The 14652-nt window shown below is 71.9% G+C and carries 14 protein-coding genes; 8 read left to right on the forward strand and 6 right to left on the reverse strand.

What is annotated here, in order from left to right; translation table 11 throughout:
- Positions 1 to 75: 75 nt before the first annotated feature.
- Positions 76 to 381, reverse strand: coding sequence for a hypothetical protein (locus ACFYP0_RS32000; protein ID WP_356975566.1), 306 nt, complete (start codon positions 379 to 381; stop codon positions 76 to 78).
- A gap of 456 nt (positions 382 to 837) precedes the next feature.
- Between ACFYP0_RS32000 and ACFYP0_RS32005 the strand changes: the two genes are divergently transcribed.
- Positions 838 to 1164: a zinc finger domain-containing protein gene (locus ACFYP0_RS32005; RefSeq protein ID WP_355495435.1), complete on the forward strand. Its 327-nt coding sequence runs from the start codon at positions 838 to 840 to the stop codon at positions 1162 to 1164.
- A gap of 77 nt (positions 1165 to 1241) precedes the next feature.
- Here ACFYP0_RS32005 and ACFYP0_RS32010 read toward each other — a convergent pair whose 3' ends face one another.
- A complete protein-coding gene (locus ACFYP0_RS32010; RefSeq protein WP_355495432.1) occupies positions 1242 to 5708 on the reverse strand; it encodes an HAD-IC family P-type ATPase in 4467 nt (1488 codons plus the stop codon).
- A gap of 218 nt (positions 5709 to 5926) precedes the next feature.
- Between ACFYP0_RS32010 and ACFYP0_RS32015 the strand changes: the two genes are divergently transcribed.
- The 5 genes from ACFYP0_RS32015 (at position 5927) to ACFYP0_RS32035 (ending at position 9268) form a co-directional block, all read left to right on the forward strand.
- Positions 5927 to 6187, forward strand: a complete 261-nt coding sequence (locus ACFYP0_RS32015) for a hypothetical protein (protein ID WP_124858578.1) — start codon at positions 5927 to 5929, stop codon at positions 6185 to 6187.
- A gap of 59 nt (positions 6188 to 6246) precedes the next feature.
- Positions 6247 to 7635: an MFS transporter gene (locus tag ACFYP0_RS32020; protein WP_386998465.1), complete on the forward strand. Its 1389-nt coding sequence runs from the start codon at positions 6247 to 6249 to the stop codon at positions 7633 to 7635.
- Positions 7636 to 7686: 51 nt separating this feature from the next.
- Positions 7687 to 8340 carry a GAP family protein gene (locus ACFYP0_RS32025; protein WP_386998466.1) on the forward strand — a complete coding sequence of 218 codons (654 nt, stop codon included), beginning with the start codon at positions 7687 to 7689 and terminating at the stop codon, positions 8338 to 8340.
- Positions 8341 to 8429: 89 nt separating this feature from the next.
- Positions 8430 to 8624 (forward strand): hypothetical protein, encoded by a 195-nt coding sequence (locus ACFYP0_RS32030; protein ID WP_091396465.1) that lies wholly within the window; start codon positions 8430 to 8432, stop codon positions 8622 to 8624.
- Positions 8625 to 8719: 95 nt separating this feature from the next.
- Positions 8720 to 9268: a YbaK/EbsC family protein gene (locus ACFYP0_RS32035; RefSeq protein ID WP_386998467.1), complete on the forward strand. Its 549-nt coding sequence runs from the start codon at positions 8720 to 8722 to the stop codon at positions 9266 to 9268.
- A gap of 74 nt (positions 9269 to 9342) precedes the next feature.
- On the opposite strand, the gene ACFYP0_RS32040 is transcribed toward ACFYP0_RS32035, so the two are convergent.
- Genes ACFYP0_RS32040 through ACFYP0_RS32055 form a run of 4 tightly spaced genes read right to left on the reverse strand, consistent with a single transcriptional unit; the run spans position 9343 to position 12720 of the window.
- A complete protein-coding gene (locus ACFYP0_RS32040; RefSeq protein ID WP_386998468.1) occupies positions 9343 to 9984 on the reverse strand; it encodes a DsbA family oxidoreductase in 642 nt (213 codons plus the stop codon).
- Between the two features lie 20 nt (positions 9985 to 10004).
- Positions 10005 to 10433, reverse strand: a complete 429-nt coding sequence (locus tag ACFYP0_RS32045; protein ID WP_124858574.1) for a SufE family protein — start codon at positions 10431 to 10433, stop codon at positions 10005 to 10007.
- 35 nt (positions 10434 to 10468) lie between these two features.
- On the reverse strand, positions 10469 to 10894 hold the full coding sequence (locus ACFYP0_RS32050) for a CBS domain-containing protein (protein WP_355495682.1): 426 nt from the start codon (positions 10892 to 10894) through the stop codon (positions 10469 to 10471).
- A 56-nt stretch (positions 10895 to 10950) separates the two neighbouring features.
- Complete coding sequence (locus ACFYP0_RS32055) at positions 10951 to 12720, reverse strand: proline--tRNA ligase (protein ID WP_386998469.1); 1770 nt, start codon at positions 12718 to 12720, stop codon at positions 10951 to 10953.
- Positions 12721 to 12883: 163 nt separating this feature from the next.
- Between ACFYP0_RS32055 and ACFYP0_RS32060 the strand changes: the two genes are divergently transcribed.
- Both ACFYP0_RS32060 and ACFYP0_RS32065 read left to right on the forward strand, forming a co-directional pair.
- Positions 12884 to 13411, forward strand: coding sequence for a SigE family RNA polymerase sigma factor (locus ACFYP0_RS32060; RefSeq protein ID WP_124858571.1), 528 nt, complete (start codon positions 12884 to 12886; stop codon positions 13409 to 13411).
- Positions 13408 to 14535: a hypothetical protein gene (locus ACFYP0_RS32065; protein WP_386998470.1), complete on the forward strand. Its 1128-nt coding sequence runs from the start codon at positions 13408 to 13410 to the stop codon at positions 14533 to 14535. Before ACFYP0_RS32060 ends, ACFYP0_RS32065 begins: the two co-directional genes overlap by 4 nt.
- Positions 14536 to 14652 lie beyond the last annotated feature (117 nt).

A 14652-nucleotide genomic window follows, 5' to 3' on the forward strand; every position in this document is an offset into this window, starting at 1 on the left:
AGACGCCCGACCGACAGCAGGCTTGATCTTTGCAGGCAGGGGTTAGGGTTCGAGCCCCCTGGGCTCCACCAGCACTTACGGCTGCCGCGGCGGGGCAGCAGCTGCGGCGATCGCTTCAGCGACGCACTCGTAGTCCTTGACCAGCCGGCCGACCAGGCCCGGTTCGGGTTCGACTGCTTCGATCAACCCGCGCACCAGGTCGCGGATCCTGGCCTCGTGCGAAGGCTGGCGGATGCGAGGGTGCCGCCGATGAAAGCTGTGCCAGCGGCGTAGGCCCATGTTGACGAGGCGTTCTCGGTCATCGGGTGAGGCGATCGGACATCCCTGCTCCCACAGCTCGGTCAACGCCGCCAGGGCGACCGCACGAGTTGGTTCGGGCATCCTCGCCTCCACATTGCTTTGATGCAGATCAGCGACGCTAGCCGACGGGCCCTCTCCGCTCCGGCGACGGTGACGACACAGCGGGCGGCGTGGCAGGCGCCGACCGGGGTAGGAGAAGCCGCAACAACCCCGGGAAGTCATCTGACCGCGGAGCTGTCGGAGCCCCTGGCCGCCGGAGCCCCTGGCCGCCGGAGCCCCTGGCCGCCGGAGCCGCCGGAGCCGCCGGAGCCCCGACCGGCCGGAGCCGGCAGTGCGGTCAGGCGAGTGGCGTGAGCGGGATGGTCTTGCTCCGGTACCCCGGTGAGCCGTCGGCACGCGGCTCACCTCCCGGCGCCGCTGACGGGCCGACCAGAGCATGCGGGTGGGTCAGGGGTCGGCTGATTTACGGACCACGAACGGGATCCCAGTGACGGTTTGATGAGGGTTTGGGCCACTCAAGGACGGGCATCTTCGAATGTGCAGATCAATATCGACGAGCCGGATGCAACCGAACAGTTCTGGGTCGGGATGCGGGAGGCGGCCGCCGCAGCGGCACGGCACCGGGACAACAGCCTGTACGAGGCCATCATCAAGATCGGCAAGTCGGCTCTTGCTCAGGGCATCGAGCTGGTGCCGTCTGGCGGCCTCTTCCTCTGGTGTCCGATCTGTAGTGCCCAGAGCGGCCAACAATGCATCAACACGCCTCGCCACCCGTTGGACGAGAGCAGGCTCCACCCGGAGCGAACGGAATTGGCGGAGAAGGCGATGAGGGGCGAGGTTCCGCTCCCCAAGCCCTTCGGCTGAAGAACGGGGGGCGGCAGGTTTTTCGCCGGCCGCCCCCGCCACCGACCGCAACGCCGCCCGAGCGCAACACCCGATGCTCAGCCCCTGGAGCCGCTCGCGCCGTCGCTGTCCGCAGTGGTGGTGTGAGGTCGGGCCGGCGGCACATGCTCCATCAGCTTCGTGAGCGCGCCGTTGGCGAAGGTCGCGCCGAGCGCCGACCCGGCCCCGATGGTCCAACCCACCGGCCCGAGCGGGGTGCAGCCGAAGAACTGACTGACCCCCGGGGTCTGCACCACCACGACCAGGACGCCCAGTGACGCCGCCGTGGAGGCCAGCACGGCCGGGCTGGTGCCGCCGGCCAGGATGGTCTGCCCGAGTTGGGTGCCGACCAGGGAGACCAGGGCGACTGTGCCGGCCCGCTGACGGCGTCCGGTGTATCGGGCCAACGTCCAGCCGGCGGTCGCGCCCAGCGTGGTGGCTGCCGCCCGCAGCCCGATCTCCCTGGTGAGGCTCTCGCCGAGCGCCGTGTCCGGGCCCTCCCGTAGCAGCGCGTCGGTGCGGTCCGACGCGGGTGGCCGGACCGCGATGGCCAGCGCCGGCGCCAGGTCGGTGAGCAGGTTGACCAGCAGGAGTTGTCGTCCGGTGAGCGCGGAGCGGCCGGTCGCGGCGGCGGTGAGCACACTGAACGCGATCTCGCCGAGGTTGCCGCCGACCAGGATGCTGAGCGCGTGCCGCACCGACGACCACATGGCCCGCCCCTCGATCAGGGTGGCGATGATGGTCTCCAACCGGTCGTCGGTGACCACCAGGTCGGCTGCGGCGCGGGCGGCCGGGGTGCCCCGTTGGCCGAGGGCGATGCCGACGTCGGCCAGCCGGATCGCCGGGGCGTCGTTGGCGCCGTCGCCGGTCATCGCCACGGTTCGCCCGCACTTCTGCAACCCCTGGATGATCCGCACCTTGTGCGCCGGGGTGCAGCGGGCCACCACGTCGGTGTTGGCCAACCGCTCGGCGAGCGCGTCGTCGTCCAGTTGGTCGAGCTCAGCGGCGGTGACCACCCGCTGTGCGTCGTGCTCGCTGATGGTGGCGGCGATCGCCTCGGCGGTGGCCGGGTGATCACCAGTGATCATGATGGTGTGCACGCCGGCCTGCCGGATCCGGCGTACCGCCGGGGCTGCGCTCTCCCGGACACCGTCCGCGAGGGCCAGGAAACCCACGAAGGTCAGCCCTCTAACGTCGGAGTCGGTCACCTTCGGGTCGTTCACCGGGCACTCCGCGACGGCGAGGATCCGGTTTCCCGCGCCGGCCCGGTCGGCGAGCATCCGCTCCAGCTCCGCGCGGCCGGCGTCGTCCAGCGGCTCCTGACGACCGTCCATGCGCCGGGACGAGCAGCGCGGCAGCACCGTCTCCGGAGCACCCTTGACGCTCAACAACAGGTGACCGTCGGTCTGTCCGATGCTCGCGTGGTAGCCGCGGGACGGCTCGAACGGCAGCCCTCCGGCGGCCCGCCACCCGGCGGCACCGGTCTGCTCCACCACCCCGGCCTCCCCGGCGCCCCGCCGGACCGCCCGGTCGGTCTGCAACGCCAACTCGTCCGGATTCTTTGCGGCGGGGGTGGCCCGCAGCGCCGCGGCCAGCGTCATCCGCAGCCGGTCGTCCAACCGGTCCAGCGGGGCGTACTGGTCGCCGGCGCTGTCGCCGACCCCGGCGAGCAGCAACTGGCCCTCGGTGAGGGTGCCGGTCTTGTCGAAGCAGAGCACGTCCACCCGGCCCAGCGCCTCGATGGTGCGCGGGTTGCGGACCAACGCGCCGTGCTCGGCCAGCCGTCGGGCCGCGGCCAGCTGCGCCGCGCTGACCAGGAACGGCAGCCCTTCCGGCACCGACGCCACGGCGAGGTTCGCGGCGGTCGCCGCCGTTTCGGCCAGCGGTACGCCTCGAAGCAGGCCCGCGCCGGCCACCGCCACCGCGGAACCGGCCGCCAACGGGATGGCGGCGCTGGTCAACGAGCCGAGCCGAGCTTCCACTCCACTGGCCGGGGGGTCCTGCTTGACCAGGGCGAGACTGCGGCCGGATTCGGTGTCCGAGCCGGTCGCCACCACCACGGCAGTGCCGTGCCCGGCGGCGACGGTGGTGCCCTCGTAGAGCATCGAGTGTCGGTCGGCGATGGCGGCGGCCACCACCGGTCGGTTGGACTTGGCGACCGGCAGCGACTCGCCGGTCAGCGACGACTCGTCCGCCTCCAGACCCACCGACTCGAGCACCCGGCAGTCGGCGGGCACCGAGTCGCCCGGCTCAAGGGTGATGACGTCTCCGAGGACCAGGTCCTCGGCGGCGAGAACCTGCTCGGCCCCGTCGCGGCGGACCCGTGCGGTCACCGCCGAACGGGACAGGAGCTCGGCCAGTGACCGTTCGGTGTTGCGTTCGTGCACCGCCCCGATCAGGGCGGAACCACCGACGACGCTGCCCACCAGGGCGGCGTCGACCAGCGATCCGAACGACGCGGAGAGCACCGCCCCGGCCACCAGCACCGGGGTGAGCGGGTTGGACAACTCGTCCACGAAGGCACGCAGCAGCCCTCCGCTCCCCGGTCCGGCATTGCCGTTTCCGCCGGGGCCGTGGTGTCGGCGTTGCGCTTCGGCGCCGGCCAGGCCGTCCGGGGTGGAGCGCAGGTGGTCGAGCACTGTGCCAACCGGCATGAGGTGCCAGGCGGTTGCCACCGGTGCCGGGGTGTCCGAATGGTCGTGCAACCGGCGGGCCTGCCAGACCCCGTTGGCGAAGGCCAGGCCGGCCGCGCCGTTGACCGCGACGAGCGACCGGCCGGGCAGCTCCGTCGGCGGGGCCGTGAACGCGCCCAGCGCCCCGAGACCGGTGCCGGCCATGGCCAGTCGGATGTTCTGCTGGGCCGTACGCCGAGCCACCCCGGTCGCCTCGATCACCAGCGCCACCACCCGCAGGTCGGCACCGACCAGCAGATGCGCGCCCCACGGCGGCAGCTCCTCCGGCGCGGCAAAACCAAGACCGCAGTCGGACGCGCCGAGCGCCTTCCGGTCCGCGGAAACCAGCATCACCACCGCGCCGTCGCGCTGCAACGTGCGTACCGACTCGGCCAACTGGTCCCCGCCGGGCAGCATCGCGTCGGCGAAGCCGTACCGCTGCTCGTCGCCGCCGGCCACGACCAGCCGCAGGCCGGCATGTCGGGCGGCGGCGGGCAGGCCGTCGACGCCGGGCGCGGGTTCCGGCTCGACCCGCAACAGAGCGGCGAGCCGGTCGCCGTGGGCGAGGCCGAGGAGTTGGCCGCCAGCCGAGCGCAGCCGTTCCGCGTCCGAAATGGTGTCCGGGTCGTGGGCGGGCATCTGGTCCAGCGGCCCGAGCCGCCATCCGTCCGCCGTACGGGAAGCGGCCGGGTCGTCCGGGTCGAACAACGAGAAGGCCCGCTCGGCCACCTGGTCGACGTCCGCGTCGGCCGCTGGCGCCAGATCGGCCAGTACGCCCCGGTCCGAGCCGAGCACCGCGGCGTCCAGCACGAGCGTGTCGATGCGGTCCAACTCCCGCAGCACACTGCGGTCCATCGCGATCACCCCGCGCCGGGCCAGCATCCGGCCGAGCTGGGCGCCGTACCCCTCGCGTCCGCTGCCGGGCGCCTTCGGCAGCGCGGACAGGCCCAGCGCGGCGGCCCGCTTGCGTCCGGCGAAGGGCAATGCCGCCGCGCCGGCCGCCGTACCGGCGGCGAGGGCCCGGTTGATGTACCGCTCGACCGGGCCGTGCGGCTTGGGTCGCGGACGGTCGGCTATCGGCCACCGGGCGACGGCACGCTCGGGCTCGCCGGTCAACCGCGGTTCGGCGCTCTCCCAGGCGGAGAACTGGGCCCGGTCCTCGCCCCACTCCACGAACCGTTGGGCGCTGTCGACGACGATGCCGGTCCAGCGGCCGGCCAGGCCCTGTACGACGGCCTCGGCCAGGGGAAAGAGAATCTCCGCGCGCGGGTCGGAGCGCAACGCCCTGCCGAGGAACGCGTGCAGCTTCGGCTGCAGGTCGACCGCCGACAGCAGGCCGGCCACCTCACCGGGCAACGGCGCGAACGGCAGGATCCGGGTGGCCGCCCAGAGGGTCAGACCCAGCGCGTCCGAGGCGAGCGCGCCGAGGGTGCGCGGATTGTGCGGGCCCTCCTCCGGCGGATGTGGGGGTGGGATCTCCGGATCGGGCTCGTGGTCGCAGGTCCGCTCGACCCGGCTGATCGTGGCGATGAGGGCATCGAGATCCGGTTCGGGGGCCTGCACGGCCACCACCACCCGCCCGGAGGGAGCGTTCACCCTGGCCCAGGCCACCCCGGGCATCCGCTCCAGCGTGCCCTCCACCTGCCGGGCAAGCTGGTCGCCGCCCTCCTGGCACACGCCGTGCACCTCGATGTGGTGCCGACCGGGCCGCGACCAGACCCCACGCCGGGTGAGCCCGACCGACCGGGCCAGCCGGGTCGCGACCGAGCTGACCGACCGGGACGCCTCGCCGACCAGGTGCGGTACGCCGAAGGACGGCAGGATGCGGCCGGCAGCGCGACCCGCCGCCGTCATCGAGGCGTACGGCTGGACGGGCGCCGGCCCGGCTCCCTGTTGCCCCTCGTCCTGACCTTGTCCATGTCGTCCTCCCACCGCACTGACGTCCGGCGGCCTGGCTTCCCGACCTGCCATCCGATATGCCCCCTGACCGGCGGAATTTTCCGCGGTCGCTGGCGCATGGACGGGGTGGGCCGTGGAATCCGACGACCATCACCGGACATGGGGAGGCCGGCATGAGCACGCTGACGCGACATCTCAACGGCTCACGGGAGAACGTCCAGATGTACAACCGGCGGGTGCAACTGCCGATGCTGGGTGAGGTGGCGGTGCCGCCACCGGACAAGGTCGTCTACTACGCCGGGCTCGGGGTCCTCGCCGCGCTACAGGTCATCGAGTGGCCGATCGCCGTGGTGATCACCGCCGGTCATCTGCTGGCAGACCAGCATTTTTCCGGGCTGGCGCGCGGGGTCGGGAGGGCGCTGCAGGACGCCTGACGAGAGCCGGGTCACCCGCCGGTTGACATGAATCAGGGTTGAAGTCGCATGCTCGGTCGATGCCGAGCACAGTCGTCACCGCCACACCCGCCGCACCGGGACTCTTCGCGCCCCGGCTGCGCGCGATGACGGTGGGCAGCGTCGCGCTGATCTCACTCCTCGCGTTCGAGGCGTTGGCGGTCGGTACGGCGATGCCGACCGTCGCGCGCAGCCTCGACGGGCTGGCGCTCTACGGGATCGCGTTCGGTGGCCCGTTCGCCACCGGTGTGCTGGCCATGGTGGTCTCCGGCATCTGGTGCGACGCCCGGGGTCCCAAGGGGCCGATGTGGCACGGCGTCGCCTGGTTCGTGGTCGGGTTGCTGATCGCCGGGACCGCCCCCGTGATGAGCGCGCTGGTCGTCGGGCGGGTCGTGCAGGGTTTCGGCTCCGGGCTGCTCTCGGTGGCGCTCTACGTGATCGTCGGGCAGGCGTACCCGCAGGAGCTGCACCGGCGGATCTTCGCGGCGTTCGCGGCGGCGTGGGTCGTACCGTCGCTGGTCGGGCCGGCGGTTGCCGGCCTGATCGTGCAGTACCTGGGCTGGCGGTGGGTTTTCCTGGCGGTGCCGGCGGTGGCCGTGCCGGCGGTGCTGCTGATCCATCCCGGCCTGCGGTCGCTGGGCCGGAGTGCGGCAACGAGCCCGCCGGCGGGTGCGGCCGCGCGGATCGGTTGGGCGTGCGGGGCCGCGGTGAGTGCCGCACTGCTGCACATCGGGGGACAGCAGCGCGGTGCCACCGCCCTGGTGCTGGTCGCGTTCGCCGTGGTCGGCCTGCTGGTCTGCGCCCCGCGCCTGCTGCCGGCCGGGTTCCTCCGGGCCGCGCGGGGGCTGGCCACCGTGGTGGGGCTGCGTGGCCTGGCGTCGGCGGCCTTCGTCGGCGCCGAGGTGGTCATCCCGCTGATGCTCTCCCGGGAACGGGGCCTCTCGCCGACCGCGGCCGGGCTGGTCCTCACCGTCGGCGCGCTGGCCTGGTCGGCGGGCTCCTGGTTGCAGGGCCGGATTCCGGTGCCGGCCTCGCGGGCCAGCCTGCCGCGTGCCGGGCTCAGCTGCATCACGGTCGGCACCGCCACGGTGGCGCTGGCCGTGCGGCCCGAACTGCCGGTGGCCGTCGCTGTGGTCGGTTGGGCGATCGCCGGTCTGGGCATGGGGCTGCTCTATCCGTCGTTGTCGGTGCTCACCCTTGAGTTGTCCGCGCCGGGCGAGCAGGGCCGCAACAGCTCGTCTCTGCAACTGAGCGACTCCCTCTTCGCGGCGACGGTGCTCGCGCTGACCGGGGCCGTGCTGGCGGCGGGAAGTGCGCCGGGCCCGGCCAGCTACACGACGACGCTCGCGGTGACCGCGGGACTGGCGCTGCTCGGGGCGCTGCTCGCCGGCCGTGTCGTGGTGGGCGGGGGTGTACGACCCACCGGGTGATCGGCGGATTCGGCCGCGTTCCACCTCCTCGTGCCGGGAGGATGGCGGGCGATGAACTTCCTGACCGTGCTGCCGCTCGCCGTGGTCATGGTCGCCGGGACGCAGTTGGTGGTGGCGGTCTTCCTGGCCTCGTCGGATCGGCCCCGGGCGGCGTCGCTGGGCTTCCTCGCCGGCGCGGGGCTGGTGGTCGCCGCCGGGGTGACGGTTGCCTGGTTGTTGGCCAAGCTGGTCGGTGGAGCGGTCGCCGACGCCAGCGCCGTGGCAGGGAAGGTCGACCGCGGCCCCGCCATCGACCTGGTGGTGCTGGCCCTGCTCGTGATCCTGGCCGTGCTGATCTGGGTCCGCCGGGGCCGCTCCGGACCGCCGCGCTGGCTGGGGAGCATCGAGCACGCCGGTCCGCCGCAGGCGCTGCGGCTGGGTGCGCTGCTCTTTGTCGCGACGCCCACCGACGACCTGACCATGGCCACCGTCGGGGCGAGCGTGGCCCGACACGATCTGCCGTGGTGGCACCTGGTGCCGTTCGTGTTGGTCACCGTGCTCCTGCTCGCGCTGCCCCTGCTGGCGTTGCTGCTGCTGGGGAGCAGGGCCTCGCGGGTGCTGACCCGTATGCGGAAGTGGGCCGAGGGGCATGCCTGGATCGTCAACGAGATCGTGATCGCGTTCTTCGCGCTGCTCACCGTGTTGGACCTGATCCGGTCGAGGTGAGCCGCCGCCCGACCACCTGGCCGACACGTACGGGGGAACCGGCCGGAAATGAGAGCAACAACGGTTCACGTTCGTCTTACCGTGACGCCATGTTCGCTGTCGTCACCACTGTGATCCTCTACGTCTTCGGCTTCGTCTTCCTCTACGGCGTGATCCGGCTGGGTGTCCGGCATGCGTTCGAGGATCTGGAGCTGCAACGGGCCAAGGCCCAGCGCGAGGAGGAGTTGGCGGCCTCCCGCGACCGCTCCTTCATGCGCGACAACGCCTTCCTCGCCGGCAGTTGAGCGCCGGATCGATCCGGCCCGGCCCGGTGGCATCGCCGGGGGGCCGGGGAGCCGTTGGGCGGTTCAGCGTCGCGGATGCGAGGATCGCACCCGTGATGGGAACGCTGAAGACCGAACCGGCCCGCGCCCGCCTGGATCTGCTCGCCCCGTCGGTCGCGGAGGCCATCGCGCAGTGGCCGGCCGACGCGCCGGTGGACGTCAACGACGTGCTGGTCGCGCCGATCGACGCCGACCTCGCCGACACCGCGGCGTTCTGCGCGGCGTACGAGGTGGGGCTGGACGTGTCGGCCAACTGTGTCGTGGTGGCGGGCAAGCGCGAGGGCGTGGTGCGCTACGCGGCCTGCATCATCCTGGCCACCACGCGGGCCGACGTGAACGGGGTGGCCCGCCGGGCGCTGGACGTCCGCAAGGCGAGCTTCGCCCCGATGGACGACGCTGTCGAGTTGACCGGCATGGAGTACGGCGGCATCACCCCGATCGGGCTGCCGGCGCAGTGGCCGATCCTGGTGGACGCGCGGGTCATCGCCACACCGCACGTGATCGTCGGGTCCGGCGTACGGCACAGCAAGATAGCGCTGCCGGGGCCGGCGTTGGGCGCACTGCCCGGAGCTCAGGTGGTGGAAGGGCTGGCCAGGCCGGTCTGACCAGGCATCGGCATCGATGTTGTTGCACGTGAAACATCGTGATCATCGATGCCGGACGCCCGGCGGTCGGTGACTCAGTGTGAGTGCGCTGCGGACTCGCGCTGCTCGACCTCGGCCAGCGCGGCGAGCAGCGTCTGCACGTCCTGCGCACCGGAGACCGCGTACTTTCCGGCCAGCACGAAGGTCGGCACGCTGGTGATGCCCAGATCCCGGGCGGCGGCCAGGTCGGCGGCGACGTCGGCGACGCGCTCGTCGGAGTCGAGGAACCGGCGCGCGTCGGCCGCGTCGAGGCCGATCTCACCGGCCAGGGTGGCCAGCGCCTCCCGCGAGCCGATGTCGACCCCGTGGTTGAAGTGCGCCTGGTAGAGCGCCTCCACCATCTCGGCCGCCCTGCCCTGGTCAGTCGCCCAGGAGACCAGCCGGTGCGCCTCGAAGGTGTTGGCGATCACCGCGCGGTCGTAGTCGAGCCGCAGTCCGTCGGCCGCCGCGACCTGGGTCACGTGGTCGACCATCTGCCGGGCGCGCGTCGGGCCGCCGAACTTGCCGGCCAGCGCCTCCACCAGAGGCTGGGGCTGCGGCACCGGCGACGGGTCGAGCTGGAACGGCCGGTAGCGGACCGTCACCTCACCCTCGTAGCTGGCGAGGGCCTGATCCAGGCGGCGCTTGCCGATGTAGCACCACGGGCAGATGACGTCCGCGTAGATCTCGATCTCCATGATCGGTGCCAACCTCGCGGTCAGCCGAGTTGTTCCCGGATCTGCCGCTTGAGACGGCCAAGGATCGCCGTGCCGCCGCGAATCCGCAGCGGACTGATCGCCTGGGCCAGCCCCATTCGCTGATAGAGGTCGTCCGGCACGGCCAGCACCTGCTCGGCGCTCGCCCCCGCCAGCCCTTCGGCGAGGATCCCGGCGAACGCCCGGGTGGTGGGTGCCTCCGGTGGGCAGTCGAAGAGCGTCTCCACGGTGCCTTCCGGGGTCACCCGGGCGCGCAGGAAGAACGCCGTCTGACACTCGGGCACCTGTTCCATGCCCTCGCGCTCCGCGGCGCCCTCCGGGAGCGCCGGGATGACGTCCGCGTACTCCAGGAGCATCTCCAGCACCAGGTCGCGCGGCGCGGCGGCGAACTCGTCGACGATCTCGGCCAGTCGGGCCGGCATGTCAGCCATGCGTCGAGGCTACCGCCGTCGTGCCGGGGCCCCGGTCACACGGTGGGCGACTGCTCGCTGATCTCGCTGAGCGCGCTGCTGGGGTCGAGCTGCATGGCCAGGTCGCCGAGCGAGACGATCCCCACCAGCTTGCGGTCACTGTCACAGACCAGCACGCGTCGGATGCCCCGATCCCGCATGAGCGCCGCCGCCTCACCCGCCGTGCAGTGCTGCTCGATCATGACGACCTCGCGGGTGATGATCGAGCCGATGGTGGTGGCCGCAGGGGAGCTGTTCTCCGCCACGGCCCGCACCACGATGTCCCGGTCGGTGAGCATGCCGGCGAGGCTCGCGCCGTCGGTGACCACCACATCACCGATGTCGGCCTCCTTCATCACCCTGGCCGCCTCGTCCAGGGTGGTCTCGGCCGGCAGGTACACGACCTGCTTGGTCATCACGTCACTGACCCGGTAACCGGTCATGAGAGCCTCCGAAGACGTTTCCATCGATCCGACTGCACTACCCCGTGACGCGACAGCTACACCAGGCTCGCACGTTCCTGGTGTACCTCGTGGACGAGTCGATCCACCAGACCGTCCAGCGGCAACTCGGTGCGCCCGTCACCGGCCCGCTCGCGCAGCTCGACGTACCCGTCGGCGAGCCGGCGACCGACCACGACGGCCCGGGGGATGCCGATCAGCTCGGCGTCGGTGAACTTGACCCCGGCCGAGACGTGCGTGCGGTCGTCGACCAGCACCCGCAGGCCCGCGGCAGCGAGACGCCCGCCGAGCTCCAGCGCCGCGTCGAGCTGCGGGCCCTTGCCCGCAACCACCAGGTGTACGTCACACGGCGCGACCGCCGCCGGCCAGACCAGTCCCCGGTCGTCGTGGTGCTGCTCGGCGACGGCCGCCACCGCCCGGGAAACCCCGATGCCGTAGCAGCCCATCGTCGGCCGGACCGGCTTGCCGGCCGGCCCGAGCACGTCGACCGCGAAGGCGTCGGTGAAGCGGCGGCCGAGCTGGAAGATGTGCCCGATCTCGATGCCCCGCCGGATGGTCAGCTCGCCCGCCTCGCACTCCGGACAGGGGTCGCCGGCGCGGACGTCGGCCGCCTCGATGGTGCCGTCGGGGGTGAAGTCCCGTCCGCACACCACGTCGGTCGCGTGTCGGCCCGGCTCGTTCGCCCCGGTCAGCCAGGCAGACCCGGTCACCACCCGAGGGTCGACCAGGTAGCGGATGCCCAGCTTGTCGAGCAGTTGCGGGCCGATGTAGCCGCGAACCAGCTCCGGATGCTCGGTCCACTCCTCGAAGACGGTCACCTGTGCCGGGTGCAGTGCGGCACCGACCCGCTTCAGGTCGACCTCCCGGTCACCGGGCAGCCCGACGACCAGGAGCTCGGCCCGGTCGGCACCCGGCTGACGAACGGACAACACGACGTTCTTCAGGGTGTCGGCGGCGGTCCAGCCGTCCCGACCGCCCAACCGGCGCGCGTTGGCCAACTCCACCAGGCTCGCGATCGTCGGAGTCTCCGGGGTGTCGTGCACCTCGACGGCCGGCTGCGCGTTCGGGTCACCGGCGCTCGGGACCCGGGTGGCCATCGCCTCGGTGTTCGCCGCGAAGTCGCAGGAGGTGCAGCCGACGAAGGTGTCCTCGCCGACCGGCGTCGCCGCCAGGAACTCCTCCGACGCGGAGCCGCCCATCGCGCCGGACATCGCCCGCACCACCATGTAGTCCAGCCCCAACCGGTCGAAGATCCGCTGGTACGCGGCGCGATGCCGCCCGTACGCCTCCCGCAGCCCCGCCTCGTCCAGGTCGAAGGAGTACGCGTCCTTCATCAGGAACTCCCGGCCACGCAGCAAGCCGGCACGCGGCCGAGCCTCGTCGCGGAACTTCGTCTGCACCTGGAACAGCGTCACCGGGAAGTCCCGGTACGAGGTGAACAGGTCCTTGACCAGCAGCGCCGCCATCTCCTCGTGGGTGGGCGCCAACAGGTGCTCGGCACCACGCCGGTCGGCGAGGGTGAAGATGTCGTCGCCGTACTCCGTCCACCGGCCGCTGGTGCGGTACGGCTCGGCGGGCAGCAGCGCCGGGAAGTGCACCTCCTGGTCGCCGATCGCCAGCAGCTCGCCCCGCACCACCTCGGTGATCCGATCCAGCACCAGCTTGCCCAGCGGCAGCCAGGTGTAGCCGCCCGGTGCGGCCCGACGGATGTAGCCGGCGCGCAGCAGCAGCCGGTGGCTCGGCACCTCCGCGTCGGCCGGATCCTCGCGCAGGGTCCGCAGCAACAGGGTCGACATGCGTAGCAGCATTCGCGCAGCCTAGAGCGGACGTGCCCGGCCCGGCGATCCAATTCGGTCCGAAGCGGGGCGTCACTGTCGGATGTTGGCGCCCTGGGCGGCAACCACCGGAGACCAGCGTGACGTCTGGAAGGGCATCAAGTTCGCCGCACCATGACCCGAAGGATCGGCTCGTGTGGATTCTCTGACGGAGTTCGACTCGTTCGTCCGTACTCGCACGCCGGCGCTGCTGCGCTCGGCCTACCTCCTCACCGGCGACCAGCATCTGGCCGAGGACCTGGTCCAGTCGGCCCTGGCACGCACGCACCGCTCCTGGAACCGCCTGCACCGCACCGGCAACGCCGAGGCATACACCCGCAAGACCATGTATCACCTGCAAGTGTCCTGGTGGCGCCGCCGTCGGGTTCCCGAGTCGATGCCGGGCGACCTGCCCGAGCCACGCGGAGGCGGCTCGGTGTCCGACCACGCCCAGCAGACCAGTCTGCGGCTCACCCTCAAATCGGCGCTGCTGAAGCTCTCCCCGAAGCAACGTGCCGTGCTGGTGCTGCGGTTCTTCGAGGACCGCACCGAGGCAGAGACGGCCGACCTGCTCGGCGTCACCGTCGGCACGGTGAAGAGCCAGACGGCCAGGTCGCTGGCCAAGTTGCGTGCCGTCGCGCCCGAGCTTGCCGAGCTGTACGTCCTGGAAGGAAGCACCCGATGAACGACCAGCGTCTCCGGCTCGACCTGGCCGACCTGGCTGGGGAGGTCGACCCGGTCGACCTTCGCGACCGTACCCTGCGAGCGTCCCGCCGGCTCGGCATCCAGCGCGCGGTTGCGACCTCGGCCGCGGCCCTGGTGCTGATCGGCGCTGCCACCGGTGCTGCCTTCGTGATCCGCCCGGATGCCACCGGTCCTGCGCCGCTGCCGGCGAACACCCCTTCGGTCACAGTGGCGCCCACGCCGACCGGATCTCCGTCGGGCCCGGCGCCGACCGTGTCTCCCGGCACCTCGGGAAGCCCGGGCGATCCGACGGTGAAGGTTCTGACCGGCACGCTCTACTACCTTGGTCGTACGTCGAAGGACGCGGTCGTCCACGCCGTCCAGGGTGGAGCGGACCGGACGGTGGCCCGGATCCCGCTCGGCGGTGAGCCGTGCGTCGGCAATTCCATCACCGTCTCGCCCGACGGGCAGCGGCTGGCCTGGGTGGAGGACGCCGACACGGCGGGTTTCGGGGCGCTGATGACCGCCGCGATCGACGGGACGCGCAAGCGGAAGCTCGCCACCAAGGTCGGCTGTCTGGGCAGCAGGGCACTGGTGTGGATGGGGAGCGACCGCCTGATGGTCCGGCAGGACGACGGGGCGTCGGTCCTGATGAACGCAGTCACCGGTAGGCCTGTTGACGGTGATCGGGGTGAGGAGACGGACCCGTGCTGGTCCGCCGACGGTCGTTTCCTGGCTGCCATGGACGAGTCGGGGCCGTTCGTCTCCGGTCCGGGAAGCCGTCGCCCCTACCACTACGAGCCGCCGAGCGAGGATGCCGACAAGTACGACGGTTGGAGCGTCCGCAGCGTGTCCCTGGACGGTCGCTACGTGGCGGTGGGTTGGAAGGGGACCGACCCGTCTCGTCGCGACGACAGCCACGCGGTCGTCGAGGTCGCCACCAGCAGGGTCAAGAAGCTGCCGGTCAAGGGCGAGGTCAAGAACATCTTCTTCACCTCCGACGAGTTGGTTCTAATCCGTCGAGCGGATCGGATCGTCGTGCTCGACGCCAGGTTCGAGGTGCTGGACGAAGTCGCCGAGGCCCGCGGCACCCGAGGGCTGGCGCTGCTCGCGTACGCGCCCTGACGGCTGAGCTACTGGCGACGGCCGGGCGGAGCCTGAATCAGGTTCCGCCCGGCCGGCGCTCAATGACGTGCGACACGTCGGCGGATCGGGGCCCCGTGTGCAGCCTCTCCGGTGACA

The sequence above is a fragment of the Micromonospora arida genome (genome assembly GCF_042873195.1).
In the GTDB taxonomy this organism is placed as follows: Bacteria; Actinomycetota; Actinomycetes; order Mycobacteriales; family Micromonosporaceae; genus Micromonospora; species Micromonospora arida.